This window comes from Ruegeria lacuscaerulensis, from assembly GCF_013033355.1.
In the GTDB taxonomy this organism is placed as follows: Bacteria; Pseudomonadota; Alphaproteobacteria; order Rhodobacterales; family Rhodobacteraceae; genus Ruegeria; species Ruegeria lacuscaerulensis_A.
This window is the reverse complement of sequence record NZ_WQDY01000010.1, coordinates 24,744-39,607: the sequence shown is the minus strand read 5'-3', so window position 1 is coordinate 39,607 and position 14,864 is coordinate 24,744. Positions and strand designations below refer to the sequence as shown.

The following is a 14,864-nucleotide window of genomic DNA, read 5'->3' as shown; positions in this document are numbered from 1 at the left end:
TCAGTTCACCGTAACCCAGCGCAGGATGAAGAAGTTATCCGGGCGTTGTGTCAGGTCGATATTGCTGCCGGTCCCCCAAACCAGAGGCTGCACATACATCGGCACATAGACATGATCGTCCTGATAGATGGCCGTCACCTCATCCAGCATGGCCTGACGCTTCGTCGCGTCCAGCTCGGATTGGATCATCGGCAACAGTTCATCCACCCGTTCGTTCGAGTAGCCGCCGAAATTCCAGCTGCCCAGCTTCTTTTCCTCGTTGGGCGTGGCTACCAGAAAGCGAACGGGATGTTCGGCGTCGAATGTGCCGGGGCTCCAGCCCAACATATACATGTCGTAGTTATCCTCGCGCAGCTCTGGCCAGTAGTTGCGGACGGGCATAGCATCCAGTTCCGCCGTGATCCCAATCTGCGCCAGCATGGTGACGACGGCCTGACAGACCGGTTCGTCATTCAGATAGCGGTCATTGGGGCACTTCAGCCCGAACGAGAACCCATCCCCGTAGCCCGCCTCGGCCAGAAGCGCCTTGGCACCTTCGACATCAAAGGCGGGGCGGTCTGCATTGGCCGCGGAATAGCCGCTCATAGCCGGGCTTACCAGTTGCGAGGCGGCTTCGGCATTGCCGCGCATGATCGTGGCCAGAATTGCATCCACATTGATCGCCTGCGCCACCGCCTGACGGACCCGCGCATCACGGAAAGGGTTCGGTTTGCCCGCGTCATCGGTGTATTTCAGCGTCTCGGCTTCATGATCGAAACCCAGCATGATTACACGCGCCTCGATCCCCTGAATGACGTCCACATCGGCGTTTTCCTTGAGGCGTGCAACGTCCTGAATGGGCACAGGATTGATCATGTCCACATCACCCGACAGCAGCGCCGCAACAGCAGTCGCTGGGTTCTGGATTGGGTTGAACTCGGCACGAGTAATGTTGTGTTCGACCTCGCCCCACCAGTCGCCATGCGGCTCTAACACGGTCTTAAGCCCCGGTTCGCGGGCCGTCACCTTGAACGCGCCGGTGCCGTTGGCATTAATCGTGGCGTAGTTGCCGGTTTCCTTATCGGGCACCACGGCGTCATTCGCCTCGGTCCAGCCTTGATCCATGATCATCCAGTTGGCGATCGAGGACGGGAACAGCGGGTTCGGCGCCGAGGTCATGATATCGACCGTATAGTCATCGACTACGATCACCTCACTGACCGGCGCAAACCAGCTGCGCGTATCCGCCGACTCGCCCGAGGCCCGCTGATAGCTAAACAGCACGTCTTGCGCATCGAAGGTGCTGCCGTCGTGAAAGGTCACACCCTCACGCAGCTTGAATCGCCAGCCTTCACCCTCTCCGATCGGCTCCCAGCTTACGGCCAGCGCGGGTTCGACTGTCATGTCCTTGCCGCGGCGCACCAACCCTTCGTAGACATTGTTGAGAAAACCCAGAACCGGGGCCGAGTTGACGGCGTGCGGGTCCATAGTCTGCGGATCGGTGGTCGAGGCCCATTTGAACTCGGCCGCCTGAACGCTGGTCGCAACCAGCAGGGCCAGGCCAATGGCACTGTTTCTAAGGATCATTTTTATCTCTCCCTGTTCTCTGCGTTCAAGTTTTCTTGGTTTTTTTCGCCTGCGCAAGGAAATCTCAGGTCGAAACAAAAAACAGGGCGCGAAAACCGCGCCCTGCCTTGTTCGCAATCGAACCGATTTAGTTCATGGTGAAGTATTTGACTTTCGGCTGGTCTTCCGCATCCACTTCGATGCCCACGCCATCAGCCATACCCCAGTTCAGAACCTGGTGGTGGATCGGGATGTACAGCGCCTCGTCCTGCACCACGCGCCAGATGTCGGCGATGTCGGCGTTCCGCGCGTCCAGATCGGTGTTCGAGGCCAGCGACTTGATCTTCGCATCCAGCGCATCGTCCTGATAGCCGGTGCCGTTCCACGTGCCGATATCGTCTTCGCGACCATGGACCAGGAAGTTGAAGATGTATTCCGAGTCATATGTCGGCACACCCCAACCCAGCATGTAGAAGTCGGTCTTGCTGTCGGTGATCAGCGGGAAGTGCTGCGCCTTGGGCTTGGCGTCCAGATTCACAGTCACGCCGATCTGACCCAGCATACCAACGGCCGCCTGACAGATCGCCTCATCATTGATGTAACGGTCATTCGGGCAGTCCAGCCGCAGCGAGAATCCGTCGCCATAGCCTGCCTCGGCCATCAAGGCCTTGGCTTTTTCCAGATCGGTCGAGGATTCGCCGTCCATATCAGCGGTCCAACCGTTCACGAAAGGCGGTGCGATCATGCCCGCAGGCTGCGACTGGCCGCGCATCACGACCTGTTTGATCGCATCACGGTTGATCGCCATCGACATGGCCTGACGCACACGCACATCGGCCAGAGGGTTCTTGCCGTCCACGTTGTCCGCTTCGATGTCATCTGCGCCCTGGTTCATACCAAAGAAGATCACACGGTTCTGCGGCGCCTGCTTGACCATCAGGCCATCTGCACCGTTGACGCGCTCGATATCCTGCACGGGCATATCCTGAAGGAAGTTCACCTCTCCCGACAGCATCGCTGCCACACGCGTCGCAGCGTTCTGGATCGGAGTATAGATGATCTCGGTCACTTCCATCGGGAACTGGTCGATGCCCCAATAGTCGTCGTTGCGCACCATCACGGTTTTCACGTCAGGCTCGCGGCTTTGCAGTTTATACGGCCCCGTGCCGTTGGCGTTGGTGGTGGCATAGGTGATCTCGCCACCCTCAAAATCCTGCACATTGACGGTGTCATTGGCCTCGGCCCAGCCTTTGTCCAGAATGAACAGGTTGGTCAGGTTCGAAGGCAGGATCGGGTTCGGACCATCGGTGACGATCTCGACGGTGTAATCGTCAACCGCGCGCACTTCGGTGATCGAGCCGATCAGCTCTTTCATATCCGAGTTTGGCTGCTTGGCGCGCTCAAAGCTGAACACGACGTCTTCGGCGTTGAAATCAGCACCGTCATGGAACTTCACACCTTCGCGCAACTTGAAGACCCAGACATTCGGGTCATCGGCCTTGGGCCCCCATTCGGTGGCCAGTGCAGGTTCAAACGCGCCGGTTACGTCGCGGATGATCAGCGGCTCATACATCTGGTGCCGAATGGTGTGCGACGGACCTTCGTTCTGCGAATGCGGGTCCAGCGTCAGCGCGTCACCAGCGCGCGCCCAGCGCAGGGTTTCAGCCGAAGCACCCGTGGCCATCAGCGCGGTGGCGCTGGCAGCCAACATCAAGTTTCTCAGGATCATTTTGATCTCCCCGTTTATTGTTAGCGCCGCCATTCCAGGCGGCAGGCCAATTCCGTGGCCTTGGTGGTCCTGATCATCCAGATCATTTTCACAGTTGCAACACCAGATTGTGATCAAAACGGATAGATAGCCATGAAATTCATCCATAGACCTTATTAGGGTCTACTCATCGTCTAGGGTGAAGGCAGAATAACGGACCTGCGATATTCCTCATGGGGGAAGACACGTCCGGATTGAATACAGTCAAAGATATGCTTGAACACCTGTCCGGGCTCACCGCCCGGTGTGACCGGCCCAAAATAATTGTGACCTGTCGGGCTATCGTAGCGCGTGTTGACGTCATCGCAATCGACCTGAAACACGTTGCGTGGCGTTCGGTCGATGTTTTCGGGGCCTGTGTGCCCCAACCGCCGCGACGCCACTTTGTTCTTGAGGTTCGCCGCCTTACTGGCCCGCAGCGCCAGATCATCTGACGCGAAATAAACCACCACATTGCGCGACGCATGGCTGACCAGAACTCCCGGTTCGTCTTCGTGCACCGTTTCATTCACTACATCAGCCGCAACCATAAACGTGTTACGAAACAATAGCGGCACGCCCGAGGCCAGATCATAGCGGTCCCATTCGATCAGCGTTTGCCTCAACACGCGGTTGCCCATTGAATGCGCCAGCAGGTTGATCCGCTTTAGACACGGGGCCACGTCAGGTTCATTCTCGGCGCTGTTGCGCCATTCCAGAAACCGCTCTAACACGCGCGCAAAGGAATACCCGCTTTGGTCTGCGGATTTCTGGTCGTCCCAGTATTTCTGAACAATCCCATGCTCGTTATCGCTGGGCCAGATCAGTGGCAGCACCATCACTTCGCCCGGATCGGCCAAATCACACAGGCGTTGCACCTCGGCTGTGGTGCGAAAGACATCGTCAGGCAGGTTGTTGAACCCATGCAGGTATAGCAGAATCTGGCGGCAATCGCTGTCACGGACCCGCCGCAACAATTCGGCACTTGTGATTTCGGTATGGTGTTCGTCTTCACCCTTTTCGCAATAGAACACCGAATTGGACGGCGCGTTGTTGTTGAGGTCAAAAGTGAACCGGCGCCCGCGTCGGGTACGAATGCTTTGGGTCGGGAATCTGTTGGTTATGAAAAGCATGCAAAAAAACTCCGATTAAAAGTAAAACTACCCTAGCAAGCTGCCGGAGATCTGTCAGCTTTTGCCAAAATCACACGCTTTGGAATGGTAAGGTTTTCCTCGGTTGCATTAAAACTTCAAGCGCCCAACTATAAATTCAATGCGTGTGTTTTTTGGATTTGTTTTTACGGGTTTGGTCCTTGTGGCGATGGTTCTGATCGGGCTGCGCCTTGTTGCAAACAACCGCGACACCATCGCTTTTGGGCAAGAACTGCCATTGGGCGGCCAATTGATCGAGACAGCCGAAGGTGCCGTTTTTGTGCTGGAACGTGGCCCTGACACTGGCGTTCCGGTCTTGTTTGCGCACGGCACGGCTGCCTGGTCCGGCCTGTGGCTTCCTTCGCTCGATTCCGTCGGGGACGCAGGCTTTCACGCCATCGCGTTTGATATGCCCCCGTATGGATGGTCACAACACCCTGACGACAGCGATTACAGCCGCCCCAAACAAGCCGATCGCGTGATCGCCCTGCTTGAGGCATTGGACAACCAGCCAATAGCCGTCGCACATTCCATCGGGGCAGGCCCTGTTGTCGAAGCCGTGATGAGCCGCCCTGATCTGGTGTCGGGCCTTGTTGTAGTGAACGGAGCGATAGCCCTTGGCAGGCATGATCCACCAACCGAGACCCCCATTTACCTGCAAAGCGATGCTGTGCGCCCGTTTATCGCCTCGGCCACGGTGTCGAACCCGATTTTGACCAAAGCTTTCCTGCGCAGCTTCCTGCACATCAAGTCCGCAGCGACGGATGATGTCACTGCGCTCTTGCAAGAACCCATGGCCCGCATCGGATATACTGCCGCGGTGGCAGACTGGTTACCCCAGTTGCTGGTTCCGCCCCAAAATGCGCTCAGCACCCGAGCTGAGAACTGGCAGGCGCTGCAATTGCCGGTCGGTCTGATCTGGGGCGTCGAAGATACCGTGACGCCGTTGGAACAGGCCGAAGAATTGCTGACCTTGATCCCCGATGCGCAGTACAGGGCGCTTTCGGGCGTGGGACATATCCCTCAGCTTGAAGACCCACAGGCGTTTCAGGCCGCGCTGATCGAGATATTGCAAACCTTTTCAAACGCACGACCTGACGAGGCCGATTCATGAGCACATTCACCAGAAGAGCCGCCTTGTTTGCCGCCGGAGGGGTGGCCGGTTGGGGCCTGTCGCGCTGGCTTGGTGCCGATTTGCCAAGTTATGACGGAACGCACCGCACCTTTGCGCCCCAAGACGCGAAGATCATGAACGATGCCAGCGGCCTGTCACCGACCCCGATCCACAAACATCTGGTCATGACCGAGGATGCCGGCGACGCGCTTGTGACCGCAATTCGAAATGAGTTGACACGGGCCCAGGCAGATGGGCGGCCGGTCAACGTGGGCGCGGCCCGACACTCGATGGGCGGTCAGGCCATTCCGCGCAACGGCACGGCCCTTACTTTCGACAATGGCTCCGTTCAGATGGACAGCACCGCGCAGACCTATCTGGCGCATGCGGGCGCGCGGTGGTCTCAGGTGATCTCGGCGCTGGACCCTGCAGGATTTTCGCCAAAGGTCATGCAGTCAAACCATGATTTCGGCGTTGCTGCGACCTATTCGGTCAATGCGCACGGATGGCCGGTGCCATTCGGTCCTATGGGATCTACGGTGCGATCATTGCGCATGGTGTTGCCCTCCGGAGAGCTTGTCACCTGTTCACCCACAGAAAATGCCGATCTGTTCAACCTCGGCATGGGTGGCTATGGGCTGATCGGCATAATCGTGGACCTTGAGGTCGAGATGGTCCCGAATACCCGCCTGGCACCGTCTTTTGACGTGATGGAGGCGACCGCTTTTGCCGACAGCTTCAAAACGGCTGTCGAAGATCCGGCTGTCACGATGGCCTATGGTCGCCTGAATGTTGAACGTGAGACGTTCTTCGAACACGCCCTGCTGATCACCTATCGCGAAACGGATGATCAGTCGGACCTGCCCCCTGCGGCGGGATCGGGCTGGATGTCACACGCAGCCAGCCGCCTTTATCGGGCGCAACTGGGCAGCGAGGCATTCAAGACATTCCGTTGGTGGAACGAAACCAAACTGGGCCCGGCCCTGGGCGGTGGCGAGGCGACACGGAACTCGTTGATTAACGAACCCGTCGTCACGCTGGATGACCGCAACCCGGATCGCACGGATATCCTGCACGAATACTTCGTGGGCTTCGACGCCTTTGATGATTTCCTGACTGCCTGCCGCGAAGTAATACCGGCCTCGTATCAGGAATTCCTGAATGTCACACTGCGCTATGTTGCACAGGATGATCAGGCAGTGCTGTCGTTTGCCTCGGAACCCCGGATCGCCGCTGTTATGTCTTTCAGCCAGGAAATGACGCAACGGGGCGAGGCTGACATGGCCCGCATGACTCGCGCTCTGATTGACCGGATTGTCGAGATCGGAGGGGCCTATTACCTGCCCTACCGCCCGCATGCCACGCTGAATCAACTGACAGCCGCTTATCCGCGCGCAGCAGAATTCGCGCGGGTCAAACGTACGCTCGACCCGCAACTGGTGCTGCGAAACAACCTTTGGGACAGCTATCTGGGGCAAGTATGACGAACCTTCAAAAGCTATGTATCGTTTATTTCGTCGCGCTGATGATTGCGGCGTCGTTGAACTATGTGCCCGGCCTGACTGATGAAAACGGGCTGGCCTTCGGGATTTTCGCGCTGGATATCTATGACGACGCGCTGCACGTGGCTTCGGCCTTGTGGGCTTTGATCGCGGGGCTCATGTCGCACAAAGCGGCGCGCACGTTCCTGATCCTGTTCGGGCTGGCCTATCTGGGCGATGGCGTCTTCGGCTTTTTCACCGGTTACGGCTATCTGGACATGGGCATCTTCACCAATCCGTCGGCCGGGATGGACCTGTCGCTGGGGCGTATCTTTGCCAATCTTCCGCATCTGGCATTGGGCGGCATCGCCGCCTGGGCCGGACTGCGTGACGCAAGGAGATCATCGTGAGGTTTCTTCTGCGCTGGCTTCGGCGCCTGGTTCTGCTCGTTGTTGTGGTCGTGATCGCACTGGCCGCACCCATCATCTATGTCGAAACAAGCTGCAAAGGCACCGCACAGCCGCAATCATACGCTTCGCTTCTGCCCCCGGATCATCACCGCCCGGAAACGCGGACGCTAATGACCTATCCCGAATGGCATATCGTTCATGCCTATGATGACTATGCCAAGGTTATCAGCACGGGAGACCCGCATGATTACGGCTTCTGGCAGGGGATCACCGGGTTCTGGACATCGCTCTGTGCCCTGACTGAAAACGCCTCGGCCCATGGTGAGATTGATTGGCCCACCAAACAGATGGTCTACGTTATCGGTACCAGCTTTACCGCCGAATTGGCCATGAAAGCTGCCTATGAAGAAACGGTGGGCCGCCTGTTTGCCGCACTGCGCGAACCTGATCGTGCGCCACTTGACGATCTTTCTGCGCGACAAGCCTCTGCATATGCAGAATTCCTGCAGCAGGTTCCATGGTACAAATGGCCATTTGCCGAAGACGCACAAGCCCTGTTGGAACAATCCACCGGATCTTTGCGTGACAGCGAACGGGCCATTGCGCTGGGGTTGGAGTACACGGCGAAAGACGCCTATGCTGGCGCAATTGAACAAGCCGTGGCGCAGGTGGGCACCGATGAACTGACCCTGCGAATGATCCTGACCGCAGATGAGGACATCACTGGCTATACGGATGTTAAGGTCATCGCCATTCGGCCAGAAGGGACTGAAGTTGAAACCCCCCGCTACCGTACCCTGACCAACCTGCTGGCTCAGATGGCCCGCGACGGGCTGGAAGTGGTCGAGATCGCGGGCAATGACGACATAATGTTCACCGCTATTTCGGATCAACCAACCACAGCGGGTTCCGTATTCAGTACCCCTCGTCAGGGATATGGGGATTATCGGCATCTGATCGTGGTAAAGGTTCCGGCTCTTCTCGAAACCCTGCGCCAGCTAGAGAGCTCGGGTCTGACGCTGGAACACGTACATGACTATTAAGTCGATCCTAACCACCTTGCCCATGGTGGTGCTGGGCTGGATAACGACGCTTGTAATCGTTGCCCTGCTGACGGACGAAGCGCCGGCCTATGTTGTGGTGCTACCGCAGGACGGGTTACTTCGGAATCTTCCTGACGACACAGCGGTACTGACGGCCTCGCGGTTTAGCGTCACAGTAACCTCGGAGGCTACGGGCTTCGCCAAATCGCTCTACGCCAGCGGAGCCCGGCTGGTTCTGCCGGCGGGCCTGCCGGGATGTTTGCCGCTGCCGAAGGTTTGATAACTATCCTTCAAATGGAACACGAGTCTCGTCCAGCGTTCTTTTTCCGGACGGCAGGCTCAGATCATGCGTCACCGGGGCCGAGCGCGAGATCACCCGCCCCTTGCGCACCACCGCCAGCCGGTGCGCGCGCAGGCGGATCGCCTCGATCGGATCTGCCGCTTGCAACAGCACGAAATTCGCATCACAGCCTTTGGCCACACCGTATCCGTCCAACCCCATGATGCGGGCGGAATTCGTAGTTACCGCTTCGAAACACCATGTCATGTCTGCACGGCTGGATAGCTGCCCCACATGCAACCCCATAAAGGCCACGTCCAGCATGTCGGCCTTGCCCAGCGAATACCACGGATCCATCACACAGTCAGAGCCAAACCCGACCGTGATCCCCGCATCGCGCAACTCTCGTACGCGGGTCTGGCCCCGTCGCTTGGGATAACTGTCATGGCGGCCTTGCAGCATGATGTTGATCAGAGGGTTCGGGATCGCATGCACCCCGGCCTCGACCATCAGCGGGATCAGTTTCGACACGTAGTAATTGTCCATCGAGTGCATCGACGTCAGATGCGACCCCGCCACTCGGCCATTCAGCCCCAGTCGCTGGGTTTCATAGGCAAGCGTCTCGATATGTCGGCTATGGGGGTCGTCGCTCTCATCACAGTGCATATCGACCATCAAGCCGCGTTCAGCCGCGATTTCACACAGCAGCCGGACGGATTCCGCCCCATCCGACATGGTCCTTTCGAAATGCGGGATACCGCCCACCACATCGACGCCCATATCCAGCGCGCGGAGTGTGTTCTGCATCGCGGTCGGGTCGCGTAACACACCATCCTGCGGGAAGGCCACCAATTGCAGGTCCAAATAGTCTTTCACCTGCTCGCGTACCTGCAACAGCGCCTGCACGCCCTTCAGTTCATCATCGCAAGTATCCACATGGCTGCGGATCGCGCCGATGCCCTTGGCTACGGCAAGCTCGCAATAGCGCAACGCGCGGGCGACGATGTCATCAACCGATTGCAACGGCTTTAACTCGCCCCACAGCGCGATCCCCTCAAGTAGCGTGCCCGAGACATTCATGCGTGGATTGCCCAGTGATAGGGTCGCATCCATGTGGAAATGCGGATCGACAAAAGGGGGTGAGACCAGCTGACCCTGGGCGTCGATCACCTCTGCCGCGTCGGCGGTGATTCCGGCCTCGACCGCCGTGATCTTGCCGCCCTGGCAGGCGATATCCATGCCGGTCTGACCGTCCGTTAGGGTGGCGTTTTTGATAAGCAGATCGACCATAATCAGCGTTGACCTTTAAACCATGGGGTAAGCAATGCTCGTGGATAATCGGCCGAGCGCGCGGCAATCACAAGGGCGATGATCGACAGGACATAGGGTACCATCAGGAAGACCTGACCGGGGACCAACGCACCAACCTCGGTTTGCAAGCGTACCTGTAGCGCGTCGAACGCACCGAATAGCAGCGCGCCCAGCAGCGCCTTGCCCGGCCTCCAGCTGGCGAAAATGACCAGCGCAATACAGACCCAGCCGCGCCCGTTGACCATACCGAAAAAGAAAGCGTCAAAGGCGCTCATGGTCAGGAAGGCTCCGCCCAGCGCCATCAGGGCCGAACCCACGACGATGGCACCGATCCGCAGCCCATAGACCGAAAGGCCCTGCGCATCGACGCTGTCGGGGTTGTCCCCCACGGCCTTGATGGCCACGCCCAGCGCGGTGCGGTTCAGCACGTACCAGACCACCACAACCAGCAGCAGCGCAAGCCATGTCAGCGCCGTCTGTTGGAACAAAACAGACCCTAAAAAAGGTAAATCTGACAGCACAGGCAGATCCAGCGGCTGAAACGGCTCGATCCTTGGCGGCGATGAAACGTTCGGCAGCGCCGTGCGATAGGTGTAATAGCTGGCCGAGGTCGCAAACAACGTGATCCCTAACCCCGAGACGTGCTGCGACAGCCCCAAAGGCACCGTCAGGATCGCGTGAAGCAAGCCGAAGAACCCTCCGGCCAGAGCGGCAACCAAAACACCACCCCACAGGCCAGCACCCAGCCAGACGGCCATCCAGCCGCACATGGCGCCGACGACAAAGATGCCCTCGATTCCAAGATTCAAAACGCCCGCCCGTTCGCAGATCAGCGCGCCCAGCACGCCAAAGATAAGCGGTGTGGCAATACGCAGGGACGCAGCCCAAAAGCTTTCAGAGAGCAGGATGTTAAGGATATCCATCATGACGCGGCCCTCGTGGTGCCGGCCCGGACGATGCGATACCGCGCCACGAACCCGCCGACCAGAACGCAGAGCAACGACATTGAGACGACCAGATCCGCCAGGAACGACGAGACCCCCATGGCCCGGCTCATACTGTCGGCGCCCACGAAGACTGAGGCGATAAACAGCGCAGCAATCACGACCCCCACCGGCGACAGCCCCGCCAGCATGGCGACGACAATGCCCGTGTAGCCAAAGCCCGGCGACAGATCAGCGGTCAGGTATCCTTTCAGACCTGCGACTTCACTGACACCCGCAAGCCCGGCCAGACCACCCGACAGAATGGCCACGCCGAACAGCGATCGGTTCACGTTGATCCCTGCGTGACGCGCGGCGGCGGCGTTCTCTCCGACTGCGCGCAGCCGGAAGCCCCATACAGATCGCGCCAACATGAATTGTGCCAATCCGGCCAGTATTAGAGCCAAAATAAGCCCCGAATGAACGCGCATCCGGTCCAACAACGGAGGCAGCATTCCCTGATCCAAAACCGGAGCAGATTGCGGCCAACCCAACCCCATCGGATCTTTCAATGGCCCTTCCAGCATCATCTGAACGAAGATCAGGATAATGAAGTTCAGCAACAGCGTCGTGACCACCTCATCCGCACCAAAGCGGGTTTTCAAATAAGTGGGAGCGACCATCCCCGCCGCCCCCGCCGCCGCGCCCATAAGAACGATCAGCGGTAACAGAAGGATGCCAGAGATATCCAGCACCCCAGATCCAATAGCCACGGCTGCCATAGCGCCCAGATAAAGCTGCCCCTCGGCCCCGATGTTCCACAGCTTTGCGCGAAAGGCCAACGCGGCGGCGAGGCCGGTAAAGATCAACGGTGTCGCCCGCGTCAGCACCTCAGAGAAGGCAAAGACCGACCCAAAGACGCCACGAAACATCTCGGCATATGCAGTGATCGGATTTGCACCCGCAGCCAGCAGGGGAATGGCAGCAAAGCCCAGCGCGATCACGGCGGACAGGATGGGCACACCCAGAGTGAAAGCCCGCGACTGGGTTTGGCGCGGTTCGATGCGGATCATGCCGGTTCTCCTGCCATCATCAGTCCGATCTGCTCGCGGTCGCGACCGGGGGCTTCATGCAATTCGCCGTCACGGATCACAACGATGCGGTCCGCAAGGCTTAGCAATTCATCAAGGTCCTCGGAAATCAGGACCACACCAGCGCCACGCGCCCGTGCGTTCAGCAGACGTTTGCCGACCTCTGCCGCTGCGCCCATGTCCAGACCACGTGTCGGTTGGTTTGCCAGAATAAGGCGCGGGGAGCGGTCAAACACACGCGCCAGAATTAGCTTTTGGATATTGCCCCCCGACAACAAGCGCGCTGGCGCATCAACACCCGGACCGCGCACGTCATAGGCTTTGGACAGCCTCTCTGCGTTGTCTTGGATATCTTCCCGCAGCAACAAACCATAGGACTGAACCTCGGGGTCGTTTAACCGCTCTATCACCATGTTTTCGGCCACGCTCATGGCCCCTACGATCCCCTCGTGATGCCGATCTTCGGGAATCCGGCCAACGCCTGCACCCACCATTTTAGCAGGGGTCGGAGAGGTGATTTCGACGCCATCCACCCGAATTAGACCCTGTTCTGGCCGTGTCAGACCCGCAATGACATTGGCCAGACCGCTTTGCCCGTTGCCCGATACACCGGCAATCCCCAGAATTTCATGCGCACGCACAGTCATGTTCACCCCGGTCAATGTGTCCCGTTTGGACCGCCCTGGAACCGAAACGTCGGTCATGGTCAGCACGGGATCACCCGGTGTCAGTTCAGACCCGGCCAGCTCGGGCGTGTCGGCACCAACCATCATGCGTGCGATCGATTTCTCGTCGGCATCCGCAGTCAACATCTCGCCGACCTTCTTCCCGTGGCGCAACACAGCGATACGATCAGAGAAAGACAAAACCTCGCGCAGTTTGTGACTGATGAAAATGACTGACAGCCCCTCGTCCGTCATCTGTCGAATGTTCTGGAACAGCGTGTCAGCCTCTTGCGGGGTCAGAACGGCAGTCGGTTCGTCCAGAACCAGAATGCGCGCGTCGCGGTAGAGGGCTTTGAGAATCTCGACACGCTGACGCTCACCCACTGACAAACGCCCGACCGGTGTGTCCAGGGGAGCGGTCAGGCCGCTTTGCGCCATGATCGCCTCGATCTTGCGGCGTGCTTCGCGCCGGTTGCGGCGCAAGGCAAACAAGGGCTCGGACCCAAGTGTAATGTTGTCCAAAGCCGAAATATTCTCGGCCAGCGTGAAATGCTGATGCACCATCCCTACGCCCGAAGCCAGTGCCACCTGCGGATAGCCCAGCGGCAAGGGGTGCAGATGCCCGGCCTCATCCGCCACGTCAATAGAGCCTGAATCGGGCAAATAATGCCCAAACAGCATATTCATCAGCGTGGTCTTGCCCGCGCCATTTTCGCCCAGCAATGCCAGAACCTCACCCTTGTTCAGGCTCAGGTCGACGTTGTCATTGGCGATAACCGGGCCGAAATGCTTGCTCAACCCGTTGAGTTTCAAAACTGTGGATTTGGTCATTTGGAAAATGGGCCGGTTTCACAGACCGACCCGAAAGGGATCACTGGTCCGAGACCGGGCGATCATCATTCACATTCACGCGGAACAGGCCATCAAGGATTTCCGCCTGACGGGCATTGACCGCTTCGACAACATCAGCAGGCACCAGCTCCTCGTCCAGAACCATCGAGCCACCGCCATAGCCCATAAAGCTGTACTGACCGTAATCCGACGCCTCGAACGTGCCGCTGGAAACGTTGGCGATGGCTTTGTCGATTGTCGGTTCCATATGCCACAAGGCCGATGCCATGATCGTACCCGGATAGTCGCCCGACGTGTCGATGACGTTGCCGACGGCCTTGACGCCGCGCTCAACCGCTGCATCCGATACACCAAAGCGTTCGGCATACATGATGTCCGCACCCGCATCCATCATGGCGATCGCACTTTCCTTGGCTTTAGGCGGGTCGTACCAGCTGTCGATAAAGGTCACGAGGAATTTGACATCCGGGTTTACCTCGCGTGCGCCGTCCATGAAGGCGTTCATCAGGCGGTTCACCTCGGGGATGGCGTAACCGCCGACCATACCGATCACGTTCGATTCAGTCGCGGCACCGGCAACCATGCCTGTCAGATAGGAAGGTTCGTGAATCCAGTTGTCAAAGACCGAGAAATTCGGCCCCACAGGACCGAAGGACGATCCCATCAGGAATGCCGTGTCAGGATAATCCTTGGCCACTTTGCGCGCCGCACGTTCCAGACCAAACACCTCGCCCACGATCAGTTGCGAGCCCTGTTCAGCATATTCGCGCATCACCCGCTCGTAATCCGTGTTGGCCACGTTCTCCGAGAATACGTATTCGATATCGCCGCGCTCGGCGGCAGCGTTCAGCGCTTTGTGGATGCGGCTGATCCACTGTTGTTCCACCGGCAGAGTGTAGATTGCGGCCACCTTGACCGTCTCAGCCGCCGCCAGACCGGCAGAGTACAAAGTGGACGCCGCTGCAACGGCAGCAAGCAATAACCTTCGCGATAATTTATGATCAGCCATGACACTCTCCTGTTTTTTGGGATGCGAGCATTTTTTTACTGTTCAGTCAAATTGTTCATCTGGCGTAGCGGGTTGGTTGCACGGTTTTTTGACTCTGGCGACCATTTTTTAATCATCGCCTGCAAACTCTTTTCGGCGTTTAGAAACAAACGCTTAGTACCTTCCAAACGGCAATAGGGCAGTCTTGGGCACATGAGCTTCACCTTTTGGATAAGGGGTGAGTCAAAAATGTACGAACTCAA

The 14,864-nt window shown here is 58.3% G+C and carries 13 protein-coding genes; 5 read left to right on the top strand and 8 right to left on the bottom strand.

All coding sequences use genetic code 11. From position 1 onward, the window contains the following. The 3 genes from GOW48_RS16530 to GOW48_RS16520 form a co-directional block, all read right to left on the bottom strand. Positions 1-1,566 (bottom strand): ABC transporter substrate-binding protein, encoded by a 1,566-nt coding sequence (locus GOW48_RS16530; protein ID WP_170755312.1) that lies wholly within the window; start codon positions 1,564-1,566, stop codon positions 1-3. A 127-nt stretch (positions 1,567-1,693) separates the two neighbouring features. After that, positions 1,694-3,274, bottom strand: coding sequence for an ABC transporter substrate-binding protein (locus GOW48_RS16525; RefSeq protein WP_170755311.1), 1,581 nt, complete (start codon positions 3,272-3,274; stop codon positions 1,694-1,696). Positions 3,275-3,447: 173 nt separating this feature from the next. Next, positions 3,448-4,425, bottom strand: coding sequence for an alpha/beta hydrolase (locus GOW48_RS16520; protein WP_170755310.1), 978 nt, complete (start codon positions 4,423-4,425; stop codon positions 3,448-3,450). A gap of 139 nt (positions 4,426-4,564) precedes the next feature. Here GOW48_RS16520 and GOW48_RS16515 point away from each other — a divergent pair, with 139 nt between their 5' ends. The 5 genes from GOW48_RS16515 to GOW48_RS16495 are packed head-to-tail and all read left to right on the top strand — an operon-like array spanning position 4,565 to position 8,771. Beyond that, complete coding sequence (locus GOW48_RS16515; RefSeq protein ID WP_170755309.1) at positions 4,565-5,557, top strand: alpha/beta fold hydrolase; 993 nt, start codon at positions 4,565-4,567, stop codon at positions 5,555-5,557. Beyond that, positions 5,554-7,041, top strand: coding sequence for an FAD-binding oxidoreductase (locus tag GOW48_RS16510; RefSeq protein WP_170755308.1), 1,488 nt, complete (start codon positions 5,554-5,556; stop codon positions 7,039-7,041). Before GOW48_RS16515 ends, GOW48_RS16510 begins: the two co-directional genes overlap by 4 nt. Continuing rightward, positions 7,038-7,448 carry a DUF4383 domain-containing protein gene (locus tag GOW48_RS16505; RefSeq protein WP_170755307.1) on the top strand — a complete coding sequence of 137 codons (411 nt, stop codon included), beginning with the start codon at positions 7,038-7,040 and terminating at the stop codon, positions 7,446-7,448. Before GOW48_RS16510 ends, GOW48_RS16505 begins: the two co-directional genes overlap by 4 nt. Then, positions 7,445-8,491, top strand: a complete 1,047-nt coding sequence (locus GOW48_RS16500) for a hypothetical protein (RefSeq protein WP_170755306.1) — start codon at positions 7,445-7,447, stop codon at positions 8,489-8,491. Before GOW48_RS16505 ends, GOW48_RS16500 begins: the two co-directional genes overlap by 4 nt. Continuing rightward, the gene (locus GOW48_RS16495; RefSeq protein WP_170755305.1) at positions 8,481-8,771 is read left to right on the top strand and encodes a hypothetical protein; all 291 of its coding nucleotides are present in this window, start codon (positions 8,481-8,483) and stop codon (positions 8,769-8,771) included. The genes GOW48_RS16500 and GOW48_RS16495 overlap by 11 nt, the downstream gene beginning before the upstream one ends. 3 nt (positions 8,772-8,774) lie before the next feature. Here GOW48_RS16495 and GOW48_RS16490 read toward each other — a convergent pair whose 3' ends face one another. Genes GOW48_RS16490 through GOW48_RS16470 form a run of 5 tightly spaced genes read right to left on the bottom strand, consistent with a single transcriptional unit; the run spans position 8,775 to position 14,622 of the window. Continuing rightward, a complete protein-coding gene (locus GOW48_RS16490) occupies positions 8,775-10,061 on the bottom strand; it encodes an amidohydrolase family protein (RefSeq protein ID WP_174821926.1) in 1,287 nt (428 codons plus the stop codon). A gap of 2 nt (positions 10,062-10,063) precedes the next feature. Next, positions 10,064-11,005 (bottom strand): ABC transporter permease, encoded by a 942-nt coding sequence (locus GOW48_RS16485; protein WP_170755424.1) that lies wholly within the window; start codon positions 11,003-11,005, stop codon positions 10,064-10,066. Beyond that, positions 11,005-12,075: an ABC transporter permease gene (locus GOW48_RS16480; RefSeq protein WP_414478921.1), complete on the bottom strand. Its 1,071-nt coding sequence runs from the start codon at positions 12,073-12,075 to the stop codon at positions 11,005-11,007. Before GOW48_RS16480 ends, GOW48_RS16485 begins: the two co-directional genes overlap by 1 nt. Continuing rightward, positions 12,075-13,592 (bottom strand): ABC transporter ATP-binding protein, encoded by a 1,518-nt coding sequence (locus GOW48_RS16475; protein ID WP_170755303.1) that lies wholly within the window; start codon positions 13,590-13,592, stop codon positions 12,075-12,077. The genes GOW48_RS16480 and GOW48_RS16475 overlap by 1 nt, the downstream gene beginning before the upstream one ends. 40 nt (positions 13,593-13,632) lie before the next feature. Next, positions 13,633-14,622 carry a BMP family protein gene (locus GOW48_RS16470; RefSeq protein ID WP_170353890.1) on the bottom strand — a complete coding sequence of 330 codons (990 nt, stop codon included), beginning with the start codon at positions 14,620-14,622 and terminating at the stop codon, positions 13,633-13,635. Positions 14,623-14,864: the final 242 nt, after the last annotated feature.

Excerpts from the sequence above, each read along its gene's own strand:
- GOW48_RS16485 (WP_170755424.1), bottom strand. The coding sequence starts at position 11,005 with ATGGATATCCTTAACATCCTGCTCTCTGAAAGCTTTTGGGCTGCGTCC.
- GOW48_RS16495 (WP_170755305.1), top strand. The coding sequence starts at position 8,481 with ATGACTATTAAGTCGATCCTAACCACCTTGCCCATGGTGGTGCTGGGC.
- GOW48_RS16505 (WP_170755307.1), top strand. The coding sequence starts at position 7,038 with ATGACGAACCTTCAAAAGCTATGTATCGTTTATTTCGTCGCGCTGATG.
- GOW48_RS16520 (WP_170755310.1), bottom strand. The coding sequence starts at position 4,425 with ATGCTTTTCATAACCAACAGATTCCCGACCCAAAGCATTCGTACCCGA.
- GOW48_RS16525 (WP_170755311.1), bottom strand. The coding sequence starts at position 3,274 with ATGATCCTGAGAAACTTGATGTTGGCTGCCAGCGCCACCGCGCTGATG.
- GOW48_RS16470 (WP_170353890.1), bottom strand. The coding sequence starts at position 14,622 with ATGGCTGATCATAAATTATCGCGAAGGTTATTGCTTGCTGCCGTTGCA.
- GOW48_RS16530 (WP_170755312.1), bottom strand. The coding sequence starts at position 1,566 with ATGATCCTTAGAAACAGTGCCATTGGCCTGGCCCTGCTGGTTGCGACC.
- GOW48_RS16490 (WP_174821926.1), bottom strand. The coding sequence starts at position 10,061 with ATGGTCGATCTGCTTATCAAAAACGCCACCCTAACGGACGGTCAGACC.
- GOW48_RS16510 (WP_170755308.1), top strand. The coding sequence starts at position 5,554 with ATGAGCACATTCACCAGAAGAGCCGCCTTGTTTGCCGCCGGAGGGGTG.
- GOW48_RS16515 (WP_170755309.1), top strand. The coding sequence starts at position 4,565 with ATGCGTGTGTTTTTTGGATTTGTTTTTACGGGTTTGGTCCTTGTGGCG.
- GOW48_RS16475 (WP_170755303.1), bottom strand. The coding sequence starts at position 13,592 with ATGACCAAATCCACAGTTTTGAAACTCAACGGGTTGAGCAAGCATTTC.